Below are 1609 nucleotides of genomic sequence, written 5' to 3' on the forward strand. Positions count from 1 at the left end.
CGGGTCGCGGCGCACCGGGGTGCCACGGAGCAGGTGCGGCGGGTCGACCGGGTCAGGAGGTGACGGTCGCGGGCTTGTGGATCTTCCGGGACTCCAGGACGTGGTCCACGATCCCGTACTCCTTGGCGGAAGCCGCGGTGAGGATCTTGTCGCGCTCGATGTCGCGATTGACCTCCTCGGCGGTCTTGCCGGAGTGCAGGGCGAGGGTCTCCTCCAGCCACTCGCGCATGCGCATGATCTCGTTGGCCTGGATCTCGATGTCCGAGGCCTGGCCGCCGCCCTGACCGGACATGGCCGGCTGGTGGATCAGCACGCGGGCGTTGGGCAGGGCCAGGCGCTTGCCGGGGGTGCCGCCGGCGAGCAGCACGGCCGCCGCGGACGCGGCCTGCCCGAGGCAGACCGTCTGGATCTCCGGGCGGATGAACTGCATCGTGTCGTAGATGGCGGTCATCGCGGTGAACGACCCGCCCGGGGAGTTGATGTACATCGTGATGTCCCGGTCGGCGTCCTGCGCCTCGAGCACGAGCAGCTGGGCCATGACGTCGTCGGCCGAGGCGTCGTCGACCTGGACGCCCAGGAAGATGATCCGGTCCTCGAACAGCTTGGTGTACGGGTTCTGCCGGCGGTACCCGTAGGGCGTGCGCTCCTCGAAGTCGGGGAGCACGTAGCGGCTGGTGGGCAGGGCGGCCAGGGAGCCGGCCGTGGACGAAGGTCCGTGGGTGAAGGTCATGGTTGAGTTCCTCGGAGGTCTGTCGGAGCGTGCCTGGTGAAGTGGTGGGACCGCCGAGGTCCTACTCCTGGTCCTTCATGGTCCCGCCGCCGCCGGTCATGGACCCGGCCGAGCTGGCGATGTGGTCGAAGAAGCCGTACTCGAGGGCTCGCTGGGCGTCGAACCAGTTGTCGCGGTCGTTGTCCCGGAGGATGGTCTCCAGGGTCTGGCCGGTCTGCTCGGCGGTGAGCTCCGCGAGGCGCTGCTTCATCGACAGGATCAGCTCGGCCTGCACCCGGATGTCCGAGGCGGTGCCCCCCATGCCGCCGGAGGGCTGGTGCATGAGGATCCGGGCGTTCGGGGTCGAGTAGCGCTTGCCCTTCGCGCCGGAGGAGAGCAGGAACTGGCCCATCGACGCCGCCAGGCCCGTGGCCACGGTCACGACGTCGTTGGGGATGAGCTGCATGGTGTCGTAGATGGCCATGCCGGCGGTGACGGACCCGCCCGGGGAGTTGATGTACAGGAAGATGTCCGCCTGCGGGTCCTCGGCCGAGAGCAGCAGCATCTGCGAGCAGATGAGGTTCGCGTTGTCGTCGCGCACCTCGGAGCCCAGCCAGATGATGCGCTCCTTGAGCAGCCGGTTGTAGACGTAGTCGTCCTGGCCGCCCATGGGGCCGCCGCCCTGCAGGCGCGGTCCGGTGGAGGTTGCGTGGGTCGAGCCGAACGGCGACTCGTGAGCGGAGGTCATGTAACAGTGCCTCTTTCGTGCGTGTGGTCCGGTGATCTCTGAACAGAACACTAGTGCCCGCCCCGGTCCCCGGCCGGTCCCGGTCCGGGTTGTTCGCTGATGGCGCATGGTCGGGCACGCGGCCCGCAACGCACGGAGGCGCCGGCGGTCCC

The 1609-nt window shown here is 69.0% G+C and carries 2 protein-coding genes; both read right to left on the reverse strand.

The window, feature by feature from the left end:
- Positions 1 to 52: 52 nt before the first annotated feature.
- Positions 53 to 730 (reverse strand): ATP-dependent Clp protease proteolytic subunit, encoded by a 678-nt coding sequence (locus tag ABD220_RS07560; protein ID WP_344121257.1) that lies wholly within the window; start codon positions 728 to 730, stop codon positions 53 to 55.
- A 61-nt stretch (positions 731 to 791) separates the two neighbouring features.
- Positions 792 to 1457 carry an ATP-dependent Clp protease proteolytic subunit gene (locus ABD220_RS07565; protein WP_344121259.1) on the reverse strand — a complete coding sequence of 222 codons (666 nt, stop codon included), beginning with the start codon at positions 1455 to 1457 and terminating at the stop codon, positions 792 to 794.
- Positions 1458 to 1609 lie beyond the last annotated feature (152 nt).

The sequence above is a fragment of the Kocuria aegyptia genome (genome assembly GCF_039530085.1).
Lineage (GTDB): Bacteria > Actinomycetota > Actinomycetes > Actinomycetales > Micrococcaceae > Kocuria > Kocuria aegyptia.

What these genes read in the sequence shown, in the direction of transcription:
- ABD220_RS07565 (WP_344121259.1), bottom strand. Translation starts at nt 1,457, where the DNA reads ATGACCTCCGCTCACGAGTCGCCGTTCGGCTCGACCCACGCAACCTCC.
- ABD220_RS07560 (WP_344121257.1), bottom strand. Translation starts at nt 730, where the DNA reads ATGACCTTCACCCACGGACCTTCGTCCACGGCCGGCTCCCTGGCCGCC.